Source organism: Mesorhizobium sp. M1A.F.Ca.IN.022.06.1.1 (genome assembly GCF_003952605.1).
Lineage (GTDB): Bacteria > Pseudomonadota > Alphaproteobacteria > Rhizobiales > Rhizobiaceae > Mesorhizobium.
On sequence record NZ_CP034455.1, the window covers coordinates 4,911,365 to 4,932,518 of the forward strand.

Here is a 21,154-nt window from a genome sequence, read left to right on the forward strand (position 1 = left end):
GATCCGGAAATATTCAGCCTTTGCAAAACGCGCTCGAAGCGCAACTGCCGACCACGCGTTTGGATGGGATTATGGACAACGAGTTCCCAAATTTCGCGGCGCTGAAGGCCGCCAAAACTGAAAACGTGGACTATCGCATCGTCGTGCGGCGTGGCGCTCGAACCGGCAATGCGATCGTCCTCGCGCCGCACGGTGGGAAGATCGAGCCCCGCACCTCCCTGATTGCCGAGACGGTGGCAGGGAGCGATCTGGATCTGTATTGCTTTGAAGGACTGATGCCGCAAAACAATCGCGAGTTGCACATAACGTCAAATAACTTTGACGAGGAATCCGCGCTCGGCTTGGTGCGGGCGAAGTCGATTGTCGTTGCTATCCATGGTCGCCAGGATCGGGACGATCCCTCGACAATCTATATGGGCGGCAAGGATGCCGCGCTGATTACAGAGATAGTTCGGCGCCTCCAGGAAGCCGGCTTCAACACCAAAAGGGACAACCATATTTTTCCAGGCATCGGCGATTTGAACATCGTCAATCGTGGATTGACCGGCAAAGGAGCGCAGCTGGAGATACCCTTCTCCCTGCGCCAGCGCCTGGGGAACGAGCCGGAACTTTTGGGAAAATTCTGCACGGCGGTTCGCAAGGCGATTGACACCGTCGATGCCAGAAGCTGTTCGATCGTGTCCTAAAGCCGCCTCACCCAGACCGGCAAGGGGAGTACGCCACGCACGCGTGAAGTCCTAGCACGGTGCTTTGTGGATGGTCGTTGTCGGGGAGGGAAACGGCGTAGACCACGGCATCTCGACGTTTCGGTGCGCTGGAACAGCCGGCGCCGCAACTCCTCGCGCATCCTCGGCAGCAGCGGGTCGGCTTTCTGCAAAGAAGTCGAACGCCGGGTGATCGGTCCGTCCGCTTCGCAATGATGTCGGCTGGGGTGTTTCCCACAGGCTTTTCCGCTAAATTCGCGGAAACGCAGGGGCTTCAATGACTGGTTTCGCGCGGTCGGTGACTTCCTACACGATGCCATTGGCCGCCCTGGTGATGGCTGTCGCGGTCAGAGCCAGCGGCCTTTCGGTGGACGAAGGTTCGCTGAACATCAGGATTGTCGTTGGAGCGCTTTCGAGTGCGATCATGTTCATCACCATTTTCGTGGTGCTCGACCACGCCGAGGCAGTGGCCCGGCGCGTGGGGGAGCCGTACGGGACGTTGGTGCTGACCTTTGCCGTGACGGCAATCGAAGTGTCGATCATCGTTTCCATGATGCTGCATGGAGAGAACAACCCGACATTGGCGCGCGAGTCCGTCTTCTCGACGGTGATAATTATCTCTACCGGCGTCGTCGGTACGTGTCTCACGCTTGGCGGCTGGCGTCATCGCAAGCAGGCAATCGTTCGGCAAGGGACCAGCGCGTATCTCGCGGTTCTGATCGCGCTGACTGTCATGACGCTCGTCCTGCCGACCTACACCCAGACGACGGATCCAGGCACGTTTTCGGCAGGCCAGCTTGGTTTTGTGAGCGTCCTTTCGGTGCTGCTCTATGCAAGCTTCGTGTTCGCCCAGACCGTTCGGCACCGGGACGACTTCGTCCAGGAACAGGCGCACGAGGTTTCGATGCGAACTGCCCTTCACGAAAACCTTTCTGTCGGCGTTCTGCTGCTGGTGAGCGGGCTGATCGGCATCGTCATGCTGGCCGAGCAGGTCGCCGCCGGTGTCGAGGATACGCTCGTTGCCTACCAGGTGACCCAGGCCGACAGTATCGTGGGAGCGATGATCGCCGGGCTGGTTTTGATGCCGGAGGCCATTTCGGCGGTTCGCGCCTCGCTCAACAATGAGCTGCAGCGCGGCCTCAACGTTGCGATGGGTTCGGCCTGCGCCACCATCGGTCTGACGATACCGGCGGTCGCGGCCGCCAGCCTGCTGACGGGCCGAGGGTTGACGCTTGGGCTTCCGGCGGCTGATGCGGTACTTTTGGCCCTGGCGCTGTTCATTTGCAGCGTAAGCTTCAGCACCGAAAGAACGACATTCCTGACGGGAATGGTTCATATTGTGGTGTTCTTTACCTACGTATTTCTCATATTTGTGCCGTGAAGGGTGGCAATCGAACGAGGAATAGAGAACACGAGGTTGGGAACCGCACTATCGCATTTCAGAAGCGGGCAGCATTAGCTCCGGTAAGCAGCAGAAGCTTCCGATACAAGGCGTCGGCTGAGGGAAAGTTCAGAATCCAGGGTCAGCTCGCCAGCACCGCCTGATCCAATCCCCGTATGTTCTTTGCCAGTTCCACGCATTCGTCCTGGCGCACCTTGTTGCGCCGCCATGCGAGGCAGATCATGCGCTGCGGCATCGGCTCCTGGAACGGCACGATCTTGAGGTCCGGCATGACGCCGGCGGCGTTTGCCGCCATTTCCGGAACCAGCGTCACGCCCAGCCCATGCGCCACCATCTGCAAGAGTGTGGTGAGACTGGTGGCGCCATAGCTTGCCATCGCCACCGGCCGAACATTGCCGCAGACGGCCAGAGCCTGTTCGCGCAGGCAATGGCCTTCCTCGAGCAGCATCAGCCGTTCCAGCGCCGGGCTTTCCGGCGGCACGGGCGGCGAGGCGAAGGCAGGATCGCCGGCGGGCACCGCAAGGAAGAAGCGGTCCGGGAAGAGCTCTTCCGTGACGAGCCCCGGATTGTCGAGCGGCAGCGCGGCGATGAAAGCGTCGAGCTTGCCCGAGACATTGTCCTCGACCAACGATGCCGTCAGCGCCTCGCGCAGTTCGAGCTGCAGGCCCGGGAAATGCTTCTTCAATTCCGGCAGGACCCGCGGCAGGAGATAGGGCGCTACGGTCGGGATGATGCCCAGCCGGAAGCGGCCTTCCATCGCGGGGCGACCGCGCCGGGCGGTCGTCTCGACGTCACGTATATCGGCAAGAATGCGCTCGATGCGCGGCTGCAGCACAAGCGCTTCGTCCGTCATCCGCACCGTCTTGCCGCCGCGCTCGAACAGAAGACAGTTCAGCCGCTCTTCCATTTCGGCGATCTGGGCGGAGAGCGCCGGCTGGCTGACGCCGGCAAGCTTCGCGGCGCGGCCGAAATGCAGCGTCTGCGCCAGCGCGTCGAAATAAAGCATCTGTCGCACGGTGAGGCCGATCATAAGGAAAGCTTATCAAAACGAACAGGAAAGGCAATTTGTCTTTATCGCCCAGCCGGCCTAGGCTGGAATCGTTCCAGATTGGCGCGGCCGCTGGCCGGCCCCGAAATCTGCGCAGAATCAATCTCGGAAAAATCAAAACCTGGAGAGTAAGATGGACGCGAAAACCGACGACAACAGCGCTGGCAAATGCCCCGTGGCGCATGGATCCGCCGGCAGGACCAATCGGGATTGGTGGCCGAATCTGCTCGACCTCGGCGTTCTTCATCAGCAGTCGAACCTCTCGGACCCGATGGGCGAGGATTTCGACTATGCCACGGAATTCCGAAGCCTCGATCTCGATGCCGTGATCAAGGACCTGCACCATGTGATGACCGACTCGCAGGACTGGTGGCCGGCCGATTTCGGCCATTACGGACCGCTCTTCATCCGCATGGCCTGGCACAGTGCCGGCACCTATCGCATCGGCGACGGGCGTGGCGGCGCCGGTGCCGGCCAGCAGCGGTTCGCGCCACTGAACAGCTGGCCGGACAATGCCAATCTCGACAAGGCGCGCCGGCTGCTGTGGCCGGTCAAGCAGAAATACGGCCGCAAGATCTCCTGGGCCGACCTGATGATCCTGGCCGGCAACGTCGCGCTGGAATCGATGGGCTTCAAGACCTTCGGCTTCGCCGGCGGCCGTGCCGACGTGTGGGAGCCGGAGCAGGACGTGGATTGGGGCTCCGAAACGAAGTGGCTGGACGATCAGCGCTATTCCGGCGACCGTGAACTGCAGGGCCATCTCGGCGCCGTTCAGATGGGCCTGATCTACGTGAACCCGGAAGGCCCGAACGGCAAGCCGGATCCAGTCGCCGCGGCCCGCGACATCCGCGAGACCTTCCGCCGTATGGCCATGAACGACGAAGAGACCGTGGCGCTGATCGCCGGCGGCCACACCTTCGGCAAGACCCATGGCGCCGGCGATGCCTCGCTGGTGGGCGTGGAGCCGGAAGGTGCCGGCATCGAAGCGCAGGGCCTCGGCTGGTCGAGCAAACATGCCACCGGCATTGCCGGCGACACCATCACCTCGGGCCTGGAAGTCACCTGGACCACGACGCCGACCAGATGGAGCAACAATTTCTTCGATAACCTGCTCAACTTCGAATGGGAGCTGACGAAGAGCCCGGCTGGAGCCAATCAGTGGACGCCGAAGGGCGGCGCCGGCGCCGGCACGGTTCCGGACGCGCATAATCCCTCCAGGCGTCATGCTCCGGCCATGCTCACCACCGATCTCGCGCTGCGCTTCGATCCTGCCTATGAGAAGATCTCGCGTCGCTTCCACCAGAACCCGGACCAGTTCGCCGACGCTTTCGCCCGCGCCTGGTTCAAGCTCACCCATCGCGACATGGGTCCGGTGGTTCGTTATCTTGGCCCGCTCGTGCCGAAGGAAGAGCTGATCTGGCAGGATCCGATCCCGGCGATCGATCACGAACTGGTCAGCGAAGAGGATATCGCCGCGCTGAAGACGAAGATCCTGGCCTCCGGCCTTACGGTTCCTGAACTGGTCTCAACCGCCTGGGCCTCGGCCTCGACCTTCCGCGGCTCGGACAAGCGGGGCGGAGCCAATGGCGGCCGCATCCGACTCAGCCCGCAGAAGGACTGGGAAGTCAACCAGCCCGCCCAGCTTTCGAAGGTGCTGGCAAAGCTCGAAGCCATCCAGCAGGAGTTCAACACGGCGCAGGCGGGCGAGAAGAAGATCTCGCTCGCCGACCTGATCGTGCTCGGCGGCGCCGCCGCGATCGAGAAGGCCGCGAAGGACGGCGGCAATGAGGTGAACGTGCCCTTTACGCCAGGCCGCATGGACGCTTCGCAGGAGCAGACCGATGTCGAATCCTTCGCGGCACTCGAGCCGAGGGCCGACGGCTTCCGCAACTACGTCCGCGGCAGGCTGCCCATGTCGGTCGAAGCGATGCTGGTCGACCGCGCGCAGCTCCTCACGCTGACGGCGCCGGAAATGACGGTGCTGGTCGGCGGCCTGCGCGTGCTCGGCGCCAATCATGGCGGCTCAAAGCACGGCGTGTTCACCGACAGGCCGGGCACGCTGACCAACGACTTCTTCATCAACCTGCTCAGCATGGCGACCATCTGGGATCCGGCGGCCGGCTCTGAGCCAGACGCGGATGAGGTCTATGAGGCGCGCGACCGCAAGACCAAGCAAGTCAAGTGGACCGGCACCCGCGCCGACCTGATCTTCGGCTCGCACTCGCAATTGCGTGCGCTGGCCGAGGTTTACGGCTCGGCGGATGCCAAGCAGAAGTTCGTCAAGGACTTCGTGAAGGCGTGGACGAAGGTGATGAATCTCGACCGCTTCGAACTGGTCGCGAAGTAAAGCATGTCTCCCGAGAGTGGGAGCCGCTTTTCGGCACAAAGGCAACTAAAGCGCACGGAGCGAAACTGAAAGATCGCGATGCGCTTTAGGTCTCATCCTCCCAAAGAGAAGGCGCGGGTTCATGCCCGCGCCTTTTGCATTACGTATCAGTCTTTTTCGAAGATACCAGTCTTGGCGACGATGCCGGCGATCGCCCCGCCGATCAGTGGCGCGACGATGAACAGCCAGAGCTGGCCGAGCGCCGCGCCGCCCGAAAACAGCGCCGGGCCAATCGAGCGCGCCGGATTGACCGAAGTGCCCGTCACCGGGACCATGGCAAAGTGGAGCCCTGCCAGCGTTAGGCCTATCACCAGGCCGGCAAAGGCCGTCATGTTCTTGGCGTTGGTGACGCCGAGAATGACGGTGACGAAGGTGAAGGTGCCGATCAGCTCCCACAGGAAGGCCGAGTTCATGCCCCATTTCGCCTCGTCCCAGCCATTTGCGCCGAAGCCCCCGGTGTGGCCGCCGGCCTGACCGGTGACGATGATCCACAGCGCCAGCGAAGCGATGATGGCGCCGATGATCTGCGCGATCCAGTAAGGCACGACTTCCCTCGCCGGCATCCGCCCCGCAAGGAACACGCCGAGCGTCACCGCCGGATTGAGATGCGCGCCCGAGATCGGGCCGATCGCATAGGCCGCGGCGATCAGGCCGATGCCGAACGCCAGGCCGATCCCTTCCTGTCCGAGCGGCAGCGCGCCGCCGAAGCCGCCCGTGACCACGGAGGCCGTGCCTATGAACACCAACAGAAACGTGCCTAGAACTTCTGCCAGATAAGTCTTCATTGCCCTCTCCTCATAGGGATCCGCCAAAACGCGTTTTCCGCGTCGCGAATCACAGGCGAAAGAGTATTCCTGCCGGCAAAACTTGGAAAGCTGAGTGTTAAGCCAGCGGTCTTGCTTTGCATCCGCCAGTCAAGACATTAGAGAAGTTTCATGTGCGAGGCGTTTTTCTTGTTCTCCGCTGACCGCCGACTGCCGCGAAAGAACCTTCCGCCTGTTGCATGGACGATGGCATGGGACAGGTCGTTTTGGCTTCACCGCAAGAGAAGTGTTTCAATCGGAGCCGGAAAGGCTCTAAGAGCAGGGCTGGAAGCAACGATAGACGGAAGCAGGAATGAGACTGGGCGGAAGGCTGGCGGCGGCCATCGAAGTGCTTGAAGACATCGGCCGGCGGCATCGGCCAGTGGCCGACGCCTTGCGCGACTGGGGCTTGTCGCACCGCTTTGCCGGTGGCGGCGACCGCGCGGCGATCGGCAACATCGTCTACGACGCGCTGCGCCGCAAGCGCTCGGCCGGCTGGCTCTTCGGCGAGGAGACGCCGCGCGCCATCGGCTTCGGCGCGTTGCTGCTGGAATGGGGCCAGACGGCGCGGTCGCTGAATGACGCTCTCGACGGCGACAAATTCGCGCCGCCGCTGCTCAGCGCCGCCGAACTGAAAGCGGCAGCCTCCGGCAGGCTCGCCGATGCGCCGGATGCCGTGCGGGCCGATGTTCCGGACTGGTGCGCGCCGCTCTTCGAACACGCCTTTGGCGATGCCTGGGTCGAAGAGGGCGCGGCTCTCGCGATGCGCCCGCCGCTGGATCTCAGGGTCAATGCGCTGCAGGCAGACCGCGGTAAGGTGCTGACGGAACTCCAGGGCACCGGTGCAGCAGCTGCCGCAATCGCGCCGCACGGCATTCGCATCCCGCCGATCAATGGCGACGGCAGGCATCCGAACGTCCAGGCCGAGCCCGCCTTCCAGAAAGGCTGGTTCGAGGTGCAGGACGAGGGCTCGCAGCTTGCAGCAGCGCTCGCCGGCGCCGAGCCAGGCATGCAGGTGCTCGACTATTGCGCGGGCGCCGGGGGCAAGACGCTGGCGCTTTCGGCAGAGATGGACAATCGCGGCCAGGTCTTCGCCCATGATGCGGAAAAGGTGCGGCTGGCGCCGATCTTCGAGCGCATCCGCCGCGCGCACAGCCGCAACATCCAGGTCGTCAGCAAGCCCGCGGAACTCGCGCCGCTCACCGGTCATATGGACCTCGTGCTGATCGATGCGCCCTGCACCGGCAGCGGCACCTGGCGGCGGCGCCCGGACGCCAAGTGGCGGCTGACGGACAGACAGCTCGATGCCCGCAAAGGTGAGCAGCAGGCGATCCTCGACATGGCGCAGGCTTTCGTGAAGCCCGGCGGGCTGCTCGTCTACATCACCTGCTCGGTGTTCGATGCCGAAAACGGCGAGCAGGTCGCAGCCTTCCGCGAGCGCCACGGCGACTTCGCGCCGGTCGACCACCGCCAGCTCTGGGACGGCCGTTTCCCCGGCCACAAGAGCGCTGCGCGTATTGGCGAAGCCGGTGGCATCTCGCTGTCGCCGGCGCTCAGTGGCACTGACGGGTTCTATTTCCACGCCCTGCGCAGGGCCGCATGAGGGCAGCCGGCATTTGCTGCGCTGCAACATAAGAGATTGCCTGTCCTGCCTGCCTCTGCAATAAGCTTCGCCAGCAAAAATGAGGCGAAGGCCATGGCAGCCAAGATCGTACCCGCTCCCGACTATGAGGATCGCGTCAGGACTTCCTTTGCCCGCCAGAAGGCCATGGCCACCATCGGCGCGGAGCTGACGCTGGTCACGCCCGGCATCATCGAGATCGAGATGCCCTATGCCCCTTCGCTCACCCAGCAGCACGGCTTCCTGCATGCCGGCGTCATCTCGACCGCGCTGGACTCGGCCTGCGGCTATGCCGCCTTCTCGTTGATGCCGCAGAATTCCAGCGTGCTGACCATCGAATTCAAGGTCAACCTGCTCGCACCGGGGAAGGGCGAGCGCTTCCTGTTCCGCGGCTCGGTGACCAAGCCAGGCCGCACCATCATTGTTGCCGACGGCCAGGCCTATGCTTTCGCCGCCGATGGCGAGGCCAAGCTGATCGCCACCATGACCGGCACAATGATGACGGTGGTTGGCCGCGACGGCATCGAGGGGTGATCCATGGCGAGCGTTGCGCGGTTAGGGGAAAAATCCGTCCTCTTCGTCATGGCGGCCGAGGCCGAATACGGTCCGCATCTCAAAAAGCGGTTCACGCCGCTGATGACCGGCGTCGGCCCGGTCGAGGCCGCCGTGCGCCTCGGCGCCGAGCTCGCCACGTTGAAGGCCGAGAATGCGCTGCCGGATCTCGTCGTGTCGCTAGGCTCCGCGGGAAGCCGAACGCTCGAACAGACCGAAATCTACCAGGCCGTGTCGGTGAGTTACCGCGACATCGACGCTTCGCCGCTCGGCTTCGCGAAGGGCGCGACGCCGTTCCTCGACCTGCCCGTGACGGTGCCGCTGCCCTTCGTCATTCCCGGCATCAGGACCGCGACGCTGTCGACCGGAGGCGCCATCGTCACCGGCGCCGCCTATGACGCGATCGACGCCGACATGGTCGACATGGAGACCTTCGCCTGCCTGCGCGCCTGCCAGCTGTTCGGCGTGCCGCTGATCGGCCTGCGCGGTATTTCCGACGGCGCGGCCGATCTCAGACATGTCGGCGACTGGACCGAGTATCTGCACGTCATCGACGAGAAGCTGGCGGCGGCGATAGGTCTGCTCGAGCAGGCGATTGCGTCCGGCGCGGTCGGCCTTACTTAAATGCATGTCGCCCAAAAGTGCGCAGCGGTTTTGGGAGAACGACATGTATCAAGATAAAACTTGAAGCTGGTCGCCTGGGCCCGTTCGACGCGACGCGCTTTAGCGCTCTGGCAAGGACCGAACGCCGCAGCGCGCCACCATTGCGCCGAATCGGTTCTTTCTTTAAAGGCTCGCCATGACGACACATCCCGACACCGTTCTCATCATCGACTTCGGCAGCCAGGTCACGCAGCTGATCGCGCGGCGCGTGCGCGAGGCCGGGGTCTATTGCGAGATCGTTCCGTTCCAGTCAGCCGCAGAGGGCTTCCGCCGCATCCGGCCGAAGGCCGTCATTCTATCGGGCAGCCCGCACTCGACCGTCGACATCGGCTCGCCCCGCGCGCCCGACGAGGTCTTTTCGTCCGGCATTCCGGTGCTCGGCATCTGCTATGGCGAGCAGACGATGTGCGCTCAGCTCGGCGGCAAGGTCGAGGCCGGCCATCACCGCGAGTTCGGCCGGGCCTTCCTGGAGATCGAGGACGACTGCGCGCTGTTCGAGGGTGTCTGGGCCAGGGGCACGCGTCATCAGGTCTGGATGAGCCACGGCGACCGCGTCACCGCCATTCCGGAAGGATTCAAGATCGTCGGCACCTCCACCGGCGCGCCCTTCGCAGCGATTGCCGACGAGGCACGGAAGTTTTACGCGGTGCAGTTCCATCCCGAGGTCGTCCATACCCCGGACGGCGCGAAGCTGCTGAGCAACTTTGTCCACCATATCGCCGGCCTCAGCACGGGCTGGACCATGGCTGCCTATCGCGAGCAGGCGGTCGAGGCGATCCGCAAGCAGGTCGGCAAGGGCAAGGTGATCTGCGCGCTATCAGGCGGCGTCGATTCCTCGGTCGCTGCGCTCCTGATCCACGAGGCGGTCGGCGATCAGTTGACCTGCATCCTCGTCGACCACGGCCTGATGCGGAAGGACGAGGCGAAAAGCGTGGTGGAGATGTTCCGCCAGCATTACAACCTGCCGCTGATCCTGGTCGACGCTTCCGACCGCTTCATTTCGGCGCTGGAAGGCGAGAGCGATCCGGAAAAGAAGCGCAAGACCATCGGCCGCCTGTTCATCGAGGTGTTCGAGGAAGAGGCCAAGAAACTTGGCGGCGCCGACTTCCTGGCGCAGGGCACGCTCTATCCCGACGTCATCGAAAGCGTCTCCTTCTCCGGCGGCCCGTCGGTGACGATCAAGTCGCATCACAATGTCGGCGGCCTGCCCGAGCGCATGAACATGAAGCTGGTCGAGCCGCTGCGCGAGTTGTTCAAGGACGAGGTGAGGGCGCTGGGCCGAGAGCTCGGCCTGCCCGAAAGCTTCATCGGCCGCCATCCGTTCCCGGGTCCTGGCCTTGCCATACGCTGCCCGGGCGGCATCACCCGCGAGAAGCTGGAGATCCTGCGCGAGGCCGACGCCATCTACCTCGACGAGATCCGCAAGGCAGGCCTCTACGATGCCATCTGGCAGGCCTTCGCCGTGCTCTTGCCGGTGCAGACCGTCGGCGTAATGGGCGACGGCCGCACCTACGAATTCGTCTGCGCGCTGCGCGCTGTCACATCGGTCGACGGCATGACGGCCGATTTCTACCACTACGACATGAACTTCCTGGGCGCCGCCGCCACCCGCATCATCAACGAGGTGAAAGGCATCAATCGCGTCGTTTACGACGTTACGTCGAAGCCCCCGGGCACCATCGAGTGGGAATAAAGGTGCATCATTAGCTAGCTTTCGGTAAGTATCGATCAGAGTTGTATAAGCCTCTGAAATAAGTGTGTTTTCCTTACTGCATCTATCGCCATCTATCGCCTGGAAGCGGAATCATTTGGCGGTAAATTTGACGGCATGCGTTTCAGCGTTCTCTTTCCTGCCATGCAATACCGTCGTCCCGCCGATTGCAAGCGCACTCACTTCTTGCCCATCAAAGCATTGAAATACAATGATCGTTCCTAACAGTTGACGGTAAAATTAATGACGGTAAAATTGGCGGCCGAGAAACCCAAGTTGTGATCCGATCCTCTGTCATTATGTTAACAGATATTGCCCTTAAGCGGCTGAAACCGAAAGACAAAATGTACAAAGTTGCCGACCGTGACGGTATGTACGCTGCGGTGTCTCCGACTGGGCAGATTGCGTTTCGGTACGACTACCGGACCAATGGTCGGAGAGAGACTGTGACGCTGGGCCGATATGGGAACGGAGGTCTCACGCTGGCAGAGGCACGCGACCGCTGCCTTGCCGCGCGAAAAATGGTGGCAGCCGGAAAGTCGCCGGCGCAAGAAAAGCAGCGCGAGAAGCGTCGCCTGTCAGGCACGGCGAGCTTCGGGGATCAAGGCAAGCGCTGGTTAAAGGAAGCGAAGATGGCGGATAGCACCCGCTCGATGCGCAAGGCTATTTTCGATCGCGACATTTTGCCGATTTGGGAAAAAGACTCCTAACCGAAATAACACCTGACGACTTGCGGGCGCTCTGCGCAAAGGTGAGGGATCGTGGTGCGCCGGCAACCGCCGTCCATATCCGCGATGTCGTGAAGCAGATCTATAGCTACGCCATTCTGCACGGCGAGAAGATCGCCAACCCTGCGGACGAGGTGGGACCAGCCTCAATTGCCACGTTCGAGGCGAAAGACCGCGCTCTGTCGCCTGCAGAAATCCGGATAATGCTGAAAGAGTTGGAAAACGTGCCGACGCTGCCGACGATTCGGGTCGGCCTAAAGTTCATCCTGCTCACGATGGTCCGAAAGAGTGAACTACTCGAGGCGACTTGGGACGAGGTCGATTTCGAGAACGCCGTCTGGAGCATCCCAAAAGAGCGAATGAAGCGGAAGAAGCCGCATAACGTCTACCTGTCACAGCAATCCCTCGATATCATGATCGCGCTCAAGACTTGTGCGGCGAACTCCCGATATGTGCTGCCGTCCCGCTACGATGCCGATGAGCCCATGTCGCGCGCGACGTTCAATCGGGTAACCGCGGCGATTGTCGAGCGGGCAAAGCAGCAAGACTTTCCGCTCGCGCCTTTCACAGTGCACGACCTTCGGCGCACCGGCTCAACACTCCTGAACGAGATCGGATTTAATCGCGACTGGATTGAGAAATGCCTTGCCCACGACGACAGGCGGTCCTCTCGAGGTGTCTACAACAGAGCTGAATATGAGCCGCAGCGTCGTCATATGCTGCAGGAATGGGCGGACATGGTCGATGCGTGGGCGGCAGGCAAAAAGCACACGCCCAGACTCCAGCCGCCTGCAGAGGCAGCGGTTATCCTTGATCCGATTTGACGGGTCTTGCCTTTCGTAGTCTTACGTCAGGCGCAGGCTTGGTCTTGATTTTTCCGACAGATGACGCATTCCGCCGCTCCTCGATCCACGCTTCGACTTCTGCCAAGTCCCAAACAACACAGCGGGCGGTGAGATTGAAGCGTCGTGGGAACTCGCCACGCTGTTCCATCTCATAGACGGTCGTATCAGACAGGGGAACGATTTCTCGCAGCTGCGACCGGCGAACAGTTCGCACTACTCGACGCGACGCGATGTGTGGTAGAACCAGAAGTGGATCCGGCTGCCCAATTTCGATGCCCTTGAATTTATCGACCTCGGAAGACTGCTGCCGTTTGACCATTTGCGTGACCGGGATGGATTGCCTTACTGGCCAACAATCGCGCAACTTTTCGAGGTTTCGTACAGCCCTCAATTGCGACCACGTATCCTCGCCTACTGACGTGAAGACTCAAGGGCATTTCACTGCGGATTATGTCAGGACCGCACCACCAATGGGATCCATCGAGCAGGCGCTGCATAAGGTCCGACAGGCGATCCTTGCTGCAGGCTTCTCGATGCTCGAATATCTCAAGCTGCGCGCTGACAATGACCTTGCGCCAATTGACGCGTTAATCGGCCGGCGCGGCTAGATCGCGGCGGAGGCGAAGCGCCGCGAGATCACGCTCACAGCCGAGGACGCGAAGCGCCGCCGGCTTCGCAGTTACGCCGTCGCCGATCTCACCAATCATGAGAGATTGCCGACATGGACAGCGAGACTTGGTCTTTGGTTAAACGGCAGCAGGCTCGGCGGTCGCAACGGCTACCTTGTCAAATACTGTGATGAGAAACGTTGCATCGCCAACATCTTCATCGAAGATGTGCTCGCATATTTCGAATTCCTGCGTGCCTTAGCGTGGCTGATCACGGAGGACGGCAGAACAGCCGATGCCGACCGACAAAAGGTGAAAGGCAATGAAGGCGAGCATAGTTCCTGCTCCGCTTGGTTGTTTGCGGAACCGGACCGAGTGTTGGAAAATGAAAGTTGGGGACAGTGCTCTCCGGCAGTTGATTGCAGACGCATCACAATGCGTATTACTCCGACTCAACCGCGCGGGGAAAACCAATGGCGAAGAAACCCAATGAGACTACGAGCAAGAAAGTTGCTTCGACGGCATCCAAGTTGCTTCGTTCTAACAGCTCCTCAAAGGCAGTCAAATCGGTCGCGGGATCCGCTCTTACGCAAAGGGTGAAAAAAAGAAATAGCGCCGGTTTGACAGACATGAAGCAGTTTTGGCCTCATTCAGAAGAGCGCCAAGGAGTTTGGTTTCCGGCGAACTGGTTGTGTCCGAAAAGGTGGACTGCACGTTGGCGTCGACGCCATCCACAAACTGGAGAGCGCAGAGATTGGCGTTTTGGTTTGCCTTGATCCACCAACGGCACCGATGCTGAGAGAGGCTGCATCCGAGGGTGAGGTCGGCCCGCGCTCAAAGCAAGTTCCTAAAGTCCAGATTTAGAAGACGCCCGTCGAACGCCTGGGGATGATAGATCTTCCGGAAGTAGGAAGACAGCCGGCTGTTTCGCCACAAAAGCTTGGCCGCAAGCGGGTTGAGGGTCAAACGGAAATGATGTTTCCAATGTCTTCAAACAGCAGAATGTCGAAGGGCCAAAACGCAAGGGAAATGGGCCCATCCGGACGGTCGACATCGAAGTGACCCGCGGACCATAGCCGAAAACAAAATAGCCTTTAAGGGCCCGCTCGACTGAATCCAGGAGCGGGCTTTTCTAATTCAGGGCGGGGTTCGAACCCACGAGACCGATGAAGGTCCACCTCCTTATCAGGGATGCGCAATCGACCGCTCTGCCACCTATCCACAACGTTGGTTCGATTGATCGATCTTCAAGCCCCGAGACATTCTCGGTGCGAATACGGCGGACTTTTGCCGCAAGCACGGCATTTCGGCAGCGACCTTCTATAAGTTCAAGGCGAAGTTTGGCGGGATGGAATTGTCCGACGCCCGTCCCCTGACGGCGCTGGAGGACGAGAACGCGCGGCTCAAGAAGCTGCCGGCGGAGCGGATGCTCGACAATGGATCTTGAAGGATGCTGCCGCAAAAATGTATGGTCCGCCCCGTCCGGGCAAGGTGTCGCGAGATCGCGAATGACCTATGGAAGGGCCGATACCCTCGAAGAGCGGCTTGGGTTGAAGCCGCTGGTTGGCCAGCGCATTGCGCCGATCATCATCTTCGCCGCCAGCATCGAACATCACCTGGAGCGGCGTTGTGGAAGCTCAAGGGCGTCAATCCAAAGGGCATTCGACCCGAGACCGACGCGAAGATGATCTCTGATTTGATCGGGATGCTTGAAACATTCGCGTCAACCGCTGCCAGCGGGAGACGAGCGCACCCTTCTTCAGACATGGTCCAATGCGGCCAGTCTTGCATTTGCGATCAGGAATGACATCGCTCATGGCGTGCCACCAACTTGGGCGAGAACGCGCAAGAGACCGTCCAGCGACTATTGGGCCGACGATCACTCTCTCGATCTCGTTCGTCACGCCTTCGCGGTTCTACTGCGCGTCACTGTTGGCGTTTCGACAGAGAAGATGCCGTTGATCGAGCTTGCGAACCCATCTTTGCTACGTGCCCTCCGCCGCGAATTATTCTGAGCGAGATGGCCTGCAAAGACTATAATCCGACCTTCAGAAATACTAAATCGGCAGCGATGGCTTCCTATTTCCCCGCGAGCGCTACACTGGTCACTTCAAGAATGGCGGCACCGTACCGCGGGCGCGCAGGCCAGGATGTCCAGTTCGACGTCACGGAAGGCCAATCGAAGACACGATCGAGGCATTCAACAATCTTGGATTTAACGATCGCACGATGACGATCAATCGTACGGCTACTCGGGCTATATCGCTCGAACTTGGACCGATTGCCCTTGGCCGCTTCCAGGTCGCATTGGTTTCGAGGTTGTGCCGGCATTCAACGAAGCTTTCTACGGCGCGCTCCACGTCGATCATATCGATCACAGCTGGAATGAGAATGACGGCCTCGCTTTTCGCATTCAAAATACACTTGGCCTTGCCGGCTTAGTGGTCGGCGGCAAAGTAGAGTTCTGCAAGATAAGCGGCACCATTCCAATCGGCGGCGCGCTGGTTACCTTGGGCGCGAAGTCGGCGACGGGGTCGACATCGCTTGATACGCCCAATGGCGACAGCACAACCTACCATGTGCGGCTCACGCAGCCGATCTACATGCTCGCCCATGTCGTCACGCCGGTGTTTTCAGGTACGGTCCCCCTGTGGTTCAAGTTGGAACTGACCAAGGGCAAGATCCCTACAACGCTGGGACAGAAGGGGTCGATCCAGATCACACCGACAGGACAGCGCCGTGACTACGTCCTTGTCGTTAGGCTCGATCAGGCCGCCTTTCTCCCGCAAGGGCTGACCGCGTCGGGCAAAGTCGACGTTAATTGGCAGGCACCGACCACGCTGCCGCCGACCGCGGCCGGCATCACGATGCCGCACCAGTAGCGAATTTCTCGCTGTAGCCGGGTTTGAGCGCAGCAAGCGATCTATTCGTCGCACTGCAATCGGCCTATGGCGAACTGAGTGCGAGGCCCTTTTGGAGGGCTTTTCCGTGTTGGCCGAAACGGTAGCTTTGGGTCAGGTCACGACTATGCCTAGCGGGGTGCCTCAACGTTCGTTTCCGACTATTTGTGCCTTAAAACTGCCAACCTGCAACGGCCCAACGCCGCCTGGCAGCTTTTGCGCCTCGTGTCGGCCATAGAGGCGAACTTTACCTCTGCCCGGAAGCAGACATTTCGGTTGACAACGCGCGCCGTCGCGGTCGCGCCATGAACAGGCATGGAATGTGGGTTCAACTGAAATGGATAGCTGGAGACTAGTATTGGCAAAAGTGCTTGCATCGCGGTGCGAACTGACGCTCTCTATTAGCTTAAGGTAAGATCAATTAGCTAAACCTAGTGCCATGGGCGATACTGACATCAACGCCGCTTTCGCGGGGGTGGACATAGCGCGATTTGCCCCGAGGGGGCATGAGCGTTTTGATGGTCCTATTCGAACGTTCTCAGACGCAGATGGGACAACTCTCTCAGCAATATCGGATCGAACGTTTCTTAGGTGGATAATCAGAGAACTCGGCGATCTGAGGGGGAAGCGCATATACGAAATTGGAACAGGAACTGGTTATCTGGTGTCAGTACTCTCCTTGCTAGCCGGCAGGGAAGGAGACGTCCCACTGATATTTGGTTGCGAGATTATTCCCGACCTCTTCGATCAATCACAGCGCGCCCTCATCGGCACTTCTGGTGTGCGCGTGCAATTAGGTGATTGGGTCGATCGACTACCCGAGCTGGGTCTCTTCGACGTCATAATAGCCACTTCTGCGTTTCGTGGCATCCCGCGACTGCTTCGCGAGGCGTTGCGGGTGCCGGGAGGCATGCTCGCTATGCCTGTAGCGATTCCGGGTGGCGGGGACTGCTTTACGATCTTCCTAGCAACCGAGAAAGGACTACTCACGGTCGGCGCTAGGATGTCCGTGTCCGTCCCTACAACCGGTTCCATTGCAGATGAGGACACATGGTACATCCCGCTTGAAAAGCTTATTGATCCGCGACCGAAGTCCTTCTTGCATATTGAAAAGGGCCGAGGCTTTGGTCACCCTGTTTTGGATTCTTTGGCATTCCGGAGCTACCTTTTTGGCGCTGAACCGAATTTCCGCGCTGTGAACCTAGGCGTCGAGCGTACATTCGACCTCACACACTACTCTTTCGGTCTCATCGATAGCGAGCGCCGCTCGGGCGCGCTTTATCACGGCCGCGACATAGTCGTGTTCGGTGATCTGGGCCTCGAATTTGCCGGCACCTTGGCAGCCCATCGGGAACGATGGCAAGCAAATGGGCAGTCGGATCTTAGCCGAGTGCACTATCATATCCCTTGGACCGCGTTCGATGCTGACCAGTTGCCAAGCGGATATGTTGCTGCCCTTGGAGGCTGAGGATGTTGCAGACGGCTCCTCCAGACTTGTCATACGTTTGTCCCGATGTGAGATTTCGGGAAATAGGTTGCATCCCCATCATCGGAATGAAGTGCGCAGCAGAGCTGATGGAAACTCCCTGGGTGTCGCGAGACGTTTCCGCTCTGGATGAACTTGCTGCCCTCCTCACACCCCAGCGTATCGCGGCACGGCATGGGACGCGCTTGGTCACGCTCGAGCATAAGGAACGATGGCGGAACCTCCGGGCGCAACAGAGATTGGGCGATTATCTCGCTGGTCTCGACACAACTGAATTTTATCTCAGGCAGAGTGACGCGTCCTTCGTCGACATCGCGCATCGATTGCCTGTTTCACCTCGATCACGCGAGCCGGCATACTTCGACAACATATGGATCGGTCCGCCAGGAACGGTGCAAACCTTTCATCAAGATAACCACAACGACTACGTCACGAACCATAATTACTTCATTCAGTTGTTTGGGTGGAAATATGTTGCAGTCTGCCACCCACGGGATACCTTCGCGCTCACGGACGGCGCCACAGTGCGAGGGCACCATTGCGATGCCTCGCCGACGGACCCCAATGTCTGGCAACGCGTGCCGTCGTTACGTCATGCAATCGTCGGTCCATGCGACCTCCTGCATATCCCTCCCAGTTACTGGCATTACGTCCAATCCCTCTCAGTTAGCATTTCGGTGTCGCGTTGGTGGTTCGATAACCACTTGGCAGAGATCATTTACAGCGTTGGGCAAGAGCGTTGGGAGCGTCCTGCAATCGTTGTGGCGGATACTAGGACATTCTTGGCTGACCTTGAAGAGTTTGGCGGCGCTTCTGCTTTGAAGCGTGTCCTTTTGCAATTGTCTCCCATCGCAAGATTTGCAATTATAACGGCGTTCAGTGAATTCTATGGCAAAGGAGTTTTCGACTATGTCTGAAGCACCGCTTTCCTTCGAACTGAGTGAAGATCAAGCTAAGGCCCTCAGGTCCCTCGCTGGAGGTAAAGGCATACGCATTTCCGGTTATGTCGATGGGACAACCCTGAAGGTCGACAACATTGCCATCAACGCAGGGATAATCGGTATCAGCAGTTCACCCTTCAAGGACGGCATGGCCCCTTTTATCGCTCTTGCAATGGCCCGCTCGAAGTTGAAAAATGACAATGGACTACGTCGCGCGTTTTGTTGAAACTGCCCTTGACGAACAAGGCGACATAGCAACGCGCGACTACCTTCGGCTGTTTGGCGACGCTGTTGCACGTCACGTGCCGCCATACTTCCTCGCCGACTACGGCAACAGTTTTAGGTCGCATATTGAGAACCCGGTATGGGTGCTGCAGTCGCTTGTCTCGAATGCGATCAAAGAGGGCGAGGGTTCCCGCGACTTAGCGAAGATTGCCAACGCTTGCACAAGTGCCGGGCTTGTTGACGATCTGAGCCAGCATGTCGAGGATGAGGCAGGTCATTGCCGAATGTACCTTCGTCTCGCCGATCTGGTATTTCCAGACGCATTGCCAGATAATGTGCGCGGGGCCGTTGAGACCCAGTTTCCCCCCATGCAGCACAGCCAGGTCGAGGCCGCTAGCCTCGAAACCTGGAGGGTGCTCGACTATTTGATTCAGGTGAACCTCGGTGAGGTGAGGACCCGCATTCACCAGAAGTTGTTGGAGCCCGTGCTCGAGGCATATTGCCCGCACCGTAACCTAGACATGCTGGGTCGAACGCTATGCAAGTTAAGTGGCGACGAGTGTAGCCACATCCGCTACACTGCAAGACGCATCGGAGAACTGTCCAAAGAATTTGCCTCGACTCGGGTTGAAGAACTCTTTTGGCAGAGATTGCTACAGTTCACCGCATACACAGAGCGCGAATTGGGTAGCCAGAGGGCTGGAGGGTTTGCGACGTCCCTAGTTAGGGATCGGTGATTGCTCCGTGGGGATCGTGTTGGCAGGCACGCTCTTATTCAGGTCGCCTTCGCCGTTGACCCGCGCCGTTAGATCTGTCGACCTCCTGGATGAAAATTCGCTTGCGAACCGCGGGGAGTCAACCGGACAGTTCTCAGGACGGCTGTTGGCGCCAAGCGGTCCGCGCTATGCTGGACGTGTTAGTCCGTTTCTAGACCGGCCAACCCGAAAACAAATAGTCCGCTTGCGGCCCAGAAGCCGACGCATCTGGCCGCCGACAGCGCCTACGGATCGGCAGCGAACCTCGCCTGGTTGGTCAAGGAACGGGAGATCGCGCAGCATATCCCCGTGTTCGATAAAACCGCACGGATGGCACTTTCTCGCGCGCCGACTTCATGTTCAGCGGAACTACTGGTTCGCCCTGAGCGAGGATCGACCGCTATTCTTTTTCGCCGGCCTTCGGACGCCTTGGCATGGTATCGGAAGGTTACTCGGGTCTAGCCGGCGCGGCCGTCTTGTCCCGTTCCTGCCCGCTCCTTCGCTGCGCTCCCGTGTTGGGGACAAGCCAGCCCTGCACGCCGTCTCCTTTGGAGCCGTCCTCCCGGGACAGCGCGTCGGCCGCATCCAAGTCTGACGCTTCGTGAAACGAACGCCACCCTGCGACGGCGTTCGTCACGTCTCTTCGATTGAGTGCCAGGAAGGGCGGGCCTGAGACGTACATTCCCGCTGGAAGCTCTGTGTGATAGCAACGGCTTGGCGCGGGTGTTTGAGCGCCCCCACGGCAGTGCCGGAATGGCGGATCGCTCAATTGCATGGCGGAGAACAAGAACCAGCACTTTGTTCCCCGGGTACATCTATCGCCCTTCAGCGTGTGTGCCGAAGGCAAAGCCATTCACCTGTTTAACGTAAGCGGTGTTTCCTGACCACCTTTCGGGAGTGGTCGCGATCTGTGAGGTTGCCGATCCTGTATTGGGATCGGAGATCGGCTTGTGTCTGGACTTGACCTTACGCTTGACCCGGAGCGGCAGCTTCGGCGTTTCGAGGTGATCAACGGTGCCGGCGGTCGGCGTCACTGGTCGGTGGATGACAAGGCGCGGATCATCGCAGAGACGCTGGAGCCGAATGCGATCATTTCCGAGGTCGCCCGCCGTTATGGTCTCAGGCCGCAGCAGGTCTTCGCCTGGCGCCGCGAAGCGCGCAAACAGGTCGCTTCGGTGCAGCAAGATTCTCCTGCCTTTGTGCCGGCGGTTGTGGCGGCGGCGGAACCTGTAGCCAGCCGTTCACCGAAGCAGCGGAAACGGCAAGCCACCCGAGATGCCGGCATGATCGAGCTTGAGATCGACGGCGTCGCGATGCGCGTCGGCCGGGGCGCCGATACCAAGACGGTGGCCGCAGTGATCCGCGCGCTGAAGGCGACGTCGTGATCGGGCCGACGGGTGCGGTCAAGGTCATGGTGGCGACGAAGCCCGTCGACTTCCGCAAGGGTGCGGAGGGATTGGCGGCGCTGGTGCGAGAGACAATGGGGGCCGATCCGTTCAGCGGGGCCGTCTACGTCTTCCGGGCGAAGCGGGCTGACCGGATCAAGCTGATCTTCTGGGATGGCACCGGGGTTTGCCTCTATGCCAAGCGTTTGGAGGATGGGGAGTTCCGCTGGCCGAAAGTGCATGACGGCATGATGCGGCTGACGGCCGCGCAGCTCTCGGCGCTACTCGAAGGTCTCGACTGGCGGCGAGTCCACGAGGCGCGCCGGACCCGCGTTCCAGCCCAGGCGGGCTGACCCGCGACGAAGTGAATCAGCCTGGATTCCGCTGTCGC

The 21,154-nt window shown here is 60.3% G+C and carries 18 protein-coding genes and 3 pseudogenes; 18 read left to right on the forward strand and 3 right to left on the reverse strand.

Annotated elements, in window-relative coordinates:
* The first annotated feature begins 71 nt into the window (after positions 1 to 71).
* Positions 72 to 686, forward strand: a complete 615-nt coding sequence (locus tag EJ078_RS23470; RefSeq protein WP_127216260.1) for a poly-gamma-glutamate hydrolase family protein — start codon at positions 72 to 74, stop codon at positions 684 to 686.
* A gap of 295 nt (positions 687 to 981) precedes the next feature.
* On the forward strand, positions 982 to 2,085 hold the full coding sequence (locus tag EJ078_RS23475; RefSeq protein ID WP_127216261.1) for a calcium:proton antiporter: 1,104 nt from the start codon (positions 982 to 984) through the stop codon (positions 2,083 to 2,085).
* Between the two features lie 142 nt (positions 2,086 to 2,227).
* On the opposite strand, the gene EJ078_RS23480 is transcribed toward EJ078_RS23475, so the two are convergent.
* Positions 2,228 to 3,136, reverse strand: coding sequence for a hydrogen peroxide-inducible genes activator (locus EJ078_RS23480; RefSeq protein ID WP_127216262.1), 909 nt, complete (start codon positions 3,134 to 3,136; stop codon positions 2,228 to 2,230).
* A 151-nt stretch (positions 3,137 to 3,287) separates the two neighbouring features.
* Here EJ078_RS23480 and katG point away from each other — a divergent pair, with 151 nt between their 5' ends.
* Positions 3,288 to 5,501 carry a catalase/peroxidase HPI gene (gene katG / locus EJ078_RS23485; protein WP_127216263.1) on the forward strand — a complete coding sequence of 738 codons (2,214 nt, stop codon included), beginning with the start codon at positions 3,288 to 3,290 and terminating at the stop codon, positions 5,499 to 5,501.
* Between the two features lie 146 nt (positions 5,502 to 5,647).
* Here katG and EJ078_RS23490 read toward each other — a convergent pair whose 3' ends face one another.
* Positions 5,648 to 6,325 (reverse strand): MIP family channel protein, encoded by a 678-nt coding sequence (locus EJ078_RS23490; protein ID WP_127216264.1) that lies wholly within the window; start codon positions 6,323 to 6,325, stop codon positions 5,648 to 5,650.
* A 331-nt stretch (positions 6,326 to 6,656) separates the two neighbouring features.
* Here EJ078_RS23490 and EJ078_RS23495 point away from each other — a divergent pair, with 331 nt between their 5' ends.
* The 5 genes and pseudogenes from EJ078_RS23495 to EJ078_RS23515 all read left to right on the forward strand — a co-directional run bounded on the left by EJ078_RS23495 (position 6,657) and on the right by EJ078_RS23515 (position 12,442).
* On the forward strand, positions 6,657 to 7,946 hold the full coding sequence (locus EJ078_RS23495; RefSeq protein WP_127403503.1) for an RsmB/NOP family class I SAM-dependent RNA methyltransferase: 1,290 nt from the start codon (positions 6,657 to 6,659) through the stop codon (positions 7,944 to 7,946).
* Positions 7,947 to 8,039: 93 nt separating this feature from the next.
* Entirely contained in the window at positions 8,040 to 8,498 is a 459-nt protein-coding gene (locus EJ078_RS23500) for a PaaI family thioesterase (protein ID WP_066989431.1), read from the forward strand.
* A gap of 3 nt (positions 8,499 to 8,501) precedes the next feature.
* Entirely contained in the window at positions 8,502 to 9,140 is a 639-nt protein-coding gene (locus EJ078_RS23505; protein ID WP_067327396.1) for a 5'-methylthioadenosine/S-adenosylhomocysteine nucleosidase, read from the forward strand.
* 175 nt (positions 9,141 to 9,315) lie between these two features.
* Positions 9,316 to 10,872, forward strand: coding sequence for a glutamine-hydrolyzing GMP synthase (gene guaA / locus EJ078_RS23510; RefSeq protein WP_067327399.1), 1,557 nt, complete (start codon positions 9,316 to 9,318; stop codon positions 10,870 to 10,872).
* Between the two features lie 317 nt (positions 10,873 to 11,189).
* Positions 11,190 to 12,442 (forward strand): annotated as a pseudogene (locus EJ078_RS23515) (tyrosine-type recombinase/integrase).
* On the opposite strand, the gene EJ078_RS23520 reads toward EJ078_RS23515, so the two are convergent.
* Positions 12,423 to 12,677, reverse strand: coding sequence for an AlpA family phage regulatory protein (locus tag EJ078_RS23520; RefSeq protein ID WP_091595894.1), 255 nt, complete (start codon positions 12,675 to 12,677; stop codon positions 12,423 to 12,425). The pseudogene EJ078_RS23515 and the gene EJ078_RS23520 sit on opposite strands and share 20 nt — an antisense overlap.
* Positions 12,678 to 12,933: 256 nt before the next feature.
* On the opposite strand from EJ078_RS23520, the gene EJ078_RS23525 reads away from it, so the two are divergent.
* The 10 genes and pseudogenes from EJ078_RS23525 to tnpB all read left to right on the forward strand — a co-directional run bounded on the left by EJ078_RS23525 (position 12,934) and on the right by tnpB (position 21,116).
* Positions 12,934 to 13,071 carry a hypothetical protein gene (locus EJ078_RS23525; RefSeq protein WP_164746654.1) on the forward strand — a complete coding sequence of 46 codons (138 nt, stop codon included), beginning with the start codon at positions 12,934 to 12,936 and terminating at the stop codon, positions 13,069 to 13,071.
* A gap of 1,243 nt (positions 13,072 to 14,314) precedes the next feature.
* Positions 14,315 to 14,509 (forward strand): annotated as a pseudogene (locus tag EJ078_RS23530) (transposase); the annotation flags it as partial.
* An 883-nt stretch (positions 14,510 to 15,392) separates the two neighbouring features.
* Positions 15,393 to 15,953 (forward strand): hypothetical protein, encoded by a 561-nt coding sequence (locus tag EJ078_RS23535; protein ID WP_091595768.1) that lies wholly within the window; start codon positions 15,393 to 15,395, stop codon positions 15,951 to 15,953.
* A 457-nt stretch (positions 15,954 to 16,410) separates the two neighbouring features.
* On the forward strand, positions 16,411 to 17,439 hold the full coding sequence (locus EJ078_RS23540; RefSeq protein ID WP_091595766.1) for a hypothetical protein: 1,029 nt from the start codon (positions 16,411 to 16,413) through the stop codon (positions 17,437 to 17,439).
* 2 nt (positions 17,440 to 17,441) lie between these two features.
* Positions 17,442 to 18,374 (forward strand): cupin-like domain-containing protein, encoded by a 933-nt coding sequence (locus tag EJ078_RS23545; protein WP_126092613.1) that lies wholly within the window; start codon positions 17,442 to 17,444, stop codon positions 18,372 to 18,374.
* Complete coding sequence (locus tag EJ078_RS23550; RefSeq protein WP_127323513.1) at positions 18,367 to 18,624, forward strand: hypothetical protein; 258 nt, start codon at positions 18,367 to 18,369, stop codon at positions 18,622 to 18,624. The genes EJ078_RS23545 and EJ078_RS23550 overlap by 8 nt, the downstream gene beginning before the upstream one ends.
* Positions 18,599 to 19,360: a hypothetical protein gene (locus EJ078_RS23555; RefSeq protein ID WP_091595760.1), complete on the forward strand. Its 762-nt coding sequence runs from the start codon at positions 18,599 to 18,601 to the stop codon at positions 19,358 to 19,360. Before EJ078_RS23550 ends, EJ078_RS23555 begins: the two co-directional genes overlap by 26 nt.
* A 246-nt stretch (positions 19,361 to 19,606) precedes the next feature.
* A pseudogene (locus EJ078_RS23560) lies at positions 19,607 to 19,740 on the forward strand (IS5/IS1182 family transposase); the annotation flags it as partial.
* Between the two features lie 588 nt (positions 19,741 to 20,328).
* A complete protein-coding gene (locus EJ078_RS23565) occupies positions 20,329 to 20,763 on the forward strand; it encodes a transposase (RefSeq protein WP_024505581.1) in 435 nt (144 codons plus the stop codon).
* Positions 20,760 to 21,116, forward strand: coding sequence for an IS66 family insertion sequence element accessory protein TnpB (gene tnpB / locus EJ078_RS23570; protein WP_024505580.1), 357 nt, complete (start codon positions 20,760 to 20,762; stop codon positions 21,114 to 21,116). Before EJ078_RS23565 ends, tnpB begins: the two co-directional genes overlap by 4 nt.
* Positions 21,117 to 21,154 lie beyond the last annotated feature (38 nt).